This window comes from Chitinimonas sp. (genome assembly GCF_041904975.1).
Lineage (GTDB): Bacteria > Pseudomonadota > Gammaproteobacteria > Burkholderiales > Chitinimonadaceae > Chitinimonas.
This window is the reverse complement of the sequence record NZ_JAYRLZ010000271.1, coordinates 1-5,739: the sequence shown is the minus strand read 5'-3', so window position 1 is coordinate 5,739 and position 5,739 is coordinate 1. Positions and strand designations below refer to the sequence as shown.

Annotated in this window: 5 protein-coding genes; 3 read left to right on the top strand and 2 right to left on the bottom strand. The window is 58.3% G+C overall.

All coding sequences use genetic code 11. The features are described 5' to 3' along the window. The 3 genes from ACE3OH_RS18600 to ACE3OH_RS18590 form a co-directional block, all read left to right on the top strand. Positions 1–1,437, top strand: a 1,437-nt coding sequence (locus tag ACE3OH_RS18600) for a DUF559 domain-containing protein (protein WP_374356715.1), incomplete at its 5' end; no start/stop codon positions are given. Between the two features lie 59 nt (positions 1,438–1,496). Next, positions 1,497–2,237 carry a substrate-binding periplasmic protein gene (locus ACE3OH_RS18595; protein WP_374356712.1) on the top strand — a complete coding sequence of 247 codons (741 nt, stop codon included), beginning with the start codon at positions 1,497–1,499 and terminating at the stop codon, positions 2,235–2,237. Next, positions 2,234–3,034: a DUF4743 domain-containing protein gene (locus ACE3OH_RS18590; protein WP_374356709.1), complete on the top strand. Its 801-nt coding sequence runs from the start codon at positions 2,234–2,236 to the stop codon at positions 3,032–3,034. The genes ACE3OH_RS18595 and ACE3OH_RS18590 overlap by 4 nt, the downstream gene beginning before the upstream one ends. A 42-nt stretch (positions 3,035–3,076) precedes the next feature. On the opposite strand, the gene ACE3OH_RS18585 is transcribed toward ACE3OH_RS18590, so the two are convergent. Both ACE3OH_RS18585 and ACE3OH_RS18580 read right to left on the bottom strand, forming a co-directional pair. Continuing rightward, the gene (locus ACE3OH_RS18585) at positions 3,077–5,074 is read right to left on the bottom strand and encodes a prolyl oligopeptidase family serine peptidase (RefSeq protein ID WP_374356706.1); all 1,998 of its coding nucleotides are present in this window, start codon (positions 5,072–5,074) and stop codon (positions 3,077–3,079) included. Between the two features lie 56 nt (positions 5,075–5,130). Continuing rightward, positions 5,131–5,739 (bottom strand): TonB-dependent receptor domain-containing protein (locus ACE3OH_RS18580; RefSeq protein WP_374356703.1); only part of this gene is annotated, 609 nt, incomplete at its 5' end.

The following is a 5,739-nucleotide window of genomic DNA, read 5'->3' as shown; positions in this document are numbered from 1 at the left end:
TTGTTCCAGGATGCCGTCACCTTCGCCCGCCTTGGCCTTGCCATCGTCGACGAGCAGCACCGCTTCGGCGTACACCAGCGCCTGGCGCTCAGGCAGAAAGCCAACTCCCCTCTCCCGAAGTCGGGAGAGGGGCCGGGGGTGAGGGCGATCGGGCCTGCCGGACCGGTGGTGGCAATGCCCCCGCAACCCGTCCCGCCCGATATCCTCGACTACGCCCGCAGCATGCGCCAGCACGCTGGGCCTGCCGAACACCTGCTGTGGCAGATATTGCGCGATCATCGTTTCGCCGGTGCCAAATTCCGCCGACAACACCCGATCGATCGCTACATTGCCGACTTTTGCTGCGTGGAACACCAGCTGGTCATCGAGCTGGACGGCAGTCAGCACCAGACGCAGGCTGATTACGACGCGGAACGCAGCGCCTATCTGGCTTCCCAGGGCTTTACCGTGTTGCGCTTCTGGAATAACCAGGTCGTGAATGAGCTGGAAGGCGTGCTGACCGCCATCTGGAATGCCTTGCCAACCGAGCATTTGCATTCACTCCACGCGCCCTCTCCCCCGGCCCCTCTCTCCCACGGGACTCCCTATGGTCGCCGCCCTGCGGGTGAGGGGAGCGAGCCGCATATGTTGATGATGTCGGCCACGCCGATCCCGCGCACGCTGGCGATGAGTTTTTATGCTGACCTCGATGTCAGCGTGATCGACCAGCTGCCACCGGGCCGCACACCAATCAAGACCCGCCTGGTCAACGATTCACGCCGCGAGGAAATGATCGAATTCGTGCGCCAGGTATGTGCCGAAGGCCGCCAAGCCTATTGGGTATGCCCGCTGATCGAGGAGAGCGAGGCGCTGGAGCTGCAAACCGCCATCGATACCCACCAGGCGCTCAGCGAAGCCTTGCCGGAATTCGCCGTCGGCCTGGTGCACGGCCGACTCAAGGCCGCCGAGAAGGCCGAGGCGATGGCCGCCTTTGCCGCCAACCACACCCAGGTGCTGGTGGCCACCACGGTGATCGAAGTCGGGGTGGATGTGCCCAATGCCACCCTGATGGTGATCGAACATGCTGAGCGCATGGGCCTGGCGCAATTGCATCAGCTGCGCGGCCGGGTGGGGCGCGGCGCCCATGAATCGCGCTGCATCCTGCTGTTCAACGCGCCACTGGGCGATGTAGCCAAGCAAAGGCTCAAGGTGATTTTTGAAAATACCGACGGCTTTGTCATCGCCCAGGAAGACCTGCGCATCCGCGGCCCTGGTGAATTCCTCGGCGCACGGCAAAGCGGCGTGCCGATGCTGCGCTTTGCCGACCTGGAGCGCGACGCCGAGATTCTGGAGCAGGCCAAGGACATTGCCACCGAGCTGATCGACACCGCCCCCGACGTTGCGCAGGCGCATCTGGCACGCTGGCTGGCCGGGCGCGAGGCGCTGTTAAAGACATAAATCGCCAAGGGGCGATATATGATGGGGTTTGGTCAGATCGAGCGATCAAGCCTGCCAAGATGGCTACCAAGCTCCCCCTAATACTGCTGCTATTTAGCGTAATCAGTGCGATGGCCGCCCCCTTGCGCATCGGCTCGATCGATGTCGCGCCGTTTGGCCTGATGAGCAATGAGGGCGAGCTCGACGGCATTTTTGTGCAGATGGCCAACCGGGTGGTGCAAAAGGCCAATTTGCCTTACACGCACCTGCTGTATCCCAGTGGCCGCTTGTATGTGATGCTCGAACATCACCAGCTCGACCTGGCGGTTTCCTCGCGCAATCTCGACCGTGATTTAGGCCTGGTGCGTCTTGGCAAACTGTGGGAGCTGGAAGGGGTGATCGTCTACCGCAGTGCATTGCCGCTGCAGGTACGCAAGCTGGATGATCTGGCGCCGTATCTGATCGGCCGGCTGAACGGTACCTGCCCCACCCTGGCCAAGGCCGGCATGCGCTTATACTCGCTGAATGATTACAATCAGGGCCTGCGCATGCTGGCGGCCGGACGGCTGGACGGGCTGTGCGGCGATCGGGCCAGTCTGCGCTATTCGATACAACGCAGCGCCATGGACCTACAAAGCAGCACGCAGATGCTCACTTTTTTGCGTACCGATGTCTGGCTGTTTGCCAACCCGGCGCTCGATGGCCCCACCCAGCTAGCCCTGCGCAATGCCACCGAAGACCTCTACAAAAGCGGTACCGCCCAACGCCTGGTCGAGCGTTTTTTGCCTGGCGGCGACGATGATCGAAAGGCCGCGCCATGAATGCAGCCGCACTGCTCGAACATATCGCCCGCTGGCGCGGCACGCTGCCACGCCTCAATACCGTGGGCCTGGTGCCATGGACCCTGGAAAACCAGCTCTGCGGCTGGGTAACGCCGGCATTATCCGGCCGCCTGATCGCCAGTGAATTATTCGAGCCTGGCCGCAATGGCAGTTTAAGCCTGCGCTGTAGCGGCGGCCCGATCAGCAAAAGTCTCGCCCTGCAGGCGCTGGCCGAAGCCCTGCATGCCGAGGGGCATATTCCCGGCTGGCGCAATGAACTGCACGATTATGTCGATGACTGGGGCCGGGTACGCTTCAGCATCGAGCGCGCTGCCTTTCGCACCTTTGGCCTGCGCAGCCGTGCCGTGCATATCAACGGCTATTGCGGCGATCACTGGCTTTGGCTTGGCCGGCGCGCCACCAGCAAGGCCACCGACCCCGGCAAGCTCGACAATCTGGCGGCCGGACTGGTGAGCAGCGGCGAAACCCCGCTGCAGGCCTTGGTGCGCGAACTGGCCGAAGAAGCCGGCGTGCCGGCCAGCATCGCGCTGCAGGCACGGCCCGCCGGCATGATCCACAGCCAGCGCCTCGAAGCGGAAGGCGTGCACGACGAACTGCTGTACTGCTACGACCTCGATCTGCCCGCCGGCTTCGCCCCGGTGAACACCGACGGCGAAGTCAGCGAATTCATCCAGCTGAAACCACAAGCCGCTGCCACCCGGCTCGATGAACTGAGCTGGGATGCAGCGGCGGTGACGGCGGAATGGCTGTGTCGGTGGCTGGATGGCGAGGCATAAAAAAGCCCGCCGGTATTGGCGGGCTGATTAAACTCGTACTGCTTAGTACGCCGGGTTGTATTTATTCAGGAAGGCTTCCATACGCTTGTACCAATCCAAGCGATTTTCCGGATTGCGCCAGCCATGCCCTTCATTGTCATACACCACCGATTCAAAAGTCTTGCCTTCTGAACGCAGTGCCGACTCCATTACGCGCAAGTGCTCGATCGGTACGCGTGGGTCCTGCAAACCATAGCCATTGAGCAGCGGCGCCTTGATTCGCTTTGCCAGCTTGACCGGGTTGGTTGCATCGAGTCTTGGCTTGTCTTGTGGATTGTCGATATCACCTACACGCTTCGACAACTCATCGGGACCATAGGCCGAACCACCCGAATACCAAAGACCACGCAGAATAATTTCCCAGTCCGACACGCCTACTTCGTTGATGCCGCAGCGGTACAAGTCTGGATCCTTGGTCACACCCCATAGCGTCGCATAGCCGCCGTAACTGCCGCCAAAGATACATACACGTTTAGGGTCGGTAATCCCTTGCTTCACCAGCCAATTCAAACCATCGGTCTTGTCATCCTGCATGGCGCCGCCAATTTGTCGGAAGCCCGCTTCAAAATGCTTGGCGCCATAACCGGTCGAAATCCGGTAATCCATCTGCAAAACTGCATAGCCGCGATTGGCCAGAAATTGCACATCCGGGTTATAGCCCCAGGTATCGCGCGCCCATGGCCCACCATGCGGATGAATGATGGTTGGCAGATTCTTCGCCTCACGACCCGGCGGCAAGGTTAAATAGCCACGAATGCGCAGGCCGTCGCGAGCGGTGTACTCAATCGGTTTGGTTTCAGCCATCTGCTCTTCGTGGATATCTGGGAAAATCTCGTACAGCTTTTCCAGCGTATTGGCCTTTGGGTCAAACCAGAAATAGGTACCGGGGTGCCGATCAGAGCGACTCGTCACCAAAATTCGATTGCCTTCCTTGGCTGGGCGGAATCGGTTGTACCGCCCTGGCAAGGCTTCATCAATTGCTGCCTGAATAGCCTTGTATTTTTCGTCAATCCATACCGTGGTTGGTTTAGCACCTTCATAGGTGTAACCAATAATCTCCTCCGACTCCGGGTCGAAAATGATGCCGCCATCGGGATTGGTGCTACCGCGTAACTGATCGGTACCATTATCGGTACCCATGTCGTAGTTGTCGGGCGCTTCGAACAGCAGCTTACCCAGTTTCTTGGCCTCGGGATCGTAGGTATATACCGCCTCGGTATCGCGGTCGAGGTTCGACAGTACATACAGCGTTTTGTCGTCCTTCGTAAAGCTCAGCGGTGTAATGGAGTGCTCACCCGCAGCGCGACGGAACAGTTCGGTCCACGGCGACTTTTCATCCTTACGATACCAAGTCACATATTTTTTGTCGGCCTTGTCCCAGGACGTAGCGACACGAGGCACATCCTTGCTATCCAAAACCCAGCTGCGCGTTTCAGCAGGTCGATCAAAGCTCACCAAAGTGCGCTTTCCGGTATTGATATCCATCCGGTACAGATCTGGCACCCGGGCTGAGCGATCATTGGCCGATACCAGAACTTCGTTTTCACTGTCCTTGATCGTTTTCTCGATTGATACATATTTGGCGACATAAGAGCCGGTTAAACCTTGCACATGTGGCGGCTCAACCAACACCCTGAAATTCGATCCGTCGCGGTTGATCGCATAAACCCCATAGGATTCATTTCCGTCATGGTCTAGTGCGATCAGCAACCGATTATTCGTCGCCCAACGCACCTGCATGGCATTTTGCTTGGTGAAATTGGTTAGCAGGGTGATTTTATCTTTCTCAAGATCCCACACCGCAGCTTGCCGGCGATTATTTGCCTCGGTCATGAATGCCATGAATTTTCGATCCTTGGACAGAACCGGGCGAGAAAACTTGGCATTTCTCGCGAAGTTTTCCAGAGCAATCTTTGGCACGGCCGGCGCCTCAGCCCATGCAGGCATTCCCGACATGCCGATCAGTGCCGCCAATAATAACGGACTCCACAACGATCTCATTTAGTTCTCCGTAAAATAGGAAGGGCCAGGACATACCTGGCCCTGTTATGCATCAATCAGTCGAACTTGTAAGTAAATGACAGATTGAAAGTACGGCTGATAGGGGCATATTGATCAACCGCAAAGCCATAGCTACTCATACGCGGATCAAACGGGGGCAACTTGTCGGTGATGTTGCGGATAGTCCCATTGATCCGTGCGTGCTTGCCCCAACGGTAGCCCAATCCCAAGTCATAGGTGATGAACGCCGGAATACTGGTCGGGCGTGCTTCACCGCGTGCATTGGTGATGGGTTTACCGCCACTGGTGGCGGCACTTTGTGCGTAGTCGCTGATGTAATTCGTCGACACAGTGTACAGCCAGTCTTGGCGATCCAACTCAACACGCATATGGCCACGGGTGCGCGGGAAGGCAGTCTGGGTGCCAGTATTACGGCCGGCATACTGGGTGATGGAAATACCGCCGCCTTCGTTTTCTGCCGCGCGATCACTTTGTTCAAAGCGATCAACATAGCTAGCTTCCAATTGCGCAGCGATCTTGCCGATGGCCAGTGTCCAGCGCGACCGGACATCAAAGTCCACGCCACGAGTGGTCGTCGTACCAAAGTTCACATAGCGGTTGATTACACCGATTAGCGAGCCATTGCTTGGGTCGCGGACGATCAC

Coding starts and splice junctions, on each gene's coding strand:
- ACE3OH_RS18595 (WP_374356712.1), top strand. CDS start 1,497: ATGGCTACCAAGCTCCCCCTAATACTGCTGCTATTTAGCGTAATCAGT.
- ACE3OH_RS18590 (WP_374356709.1), top strand. CDS start 2,234: ATGAATGCAGCCGCACTGCTCGAACATATCGCCCGCTGGCGCGGCACG.
- ACE3OH_RS18585 (WP_374356706.1), bottom strand. CDS start 5,074: ATGAGATCGTTGTGGAGTCCGTTATTATTGGCGGCACTGATCGGCATG.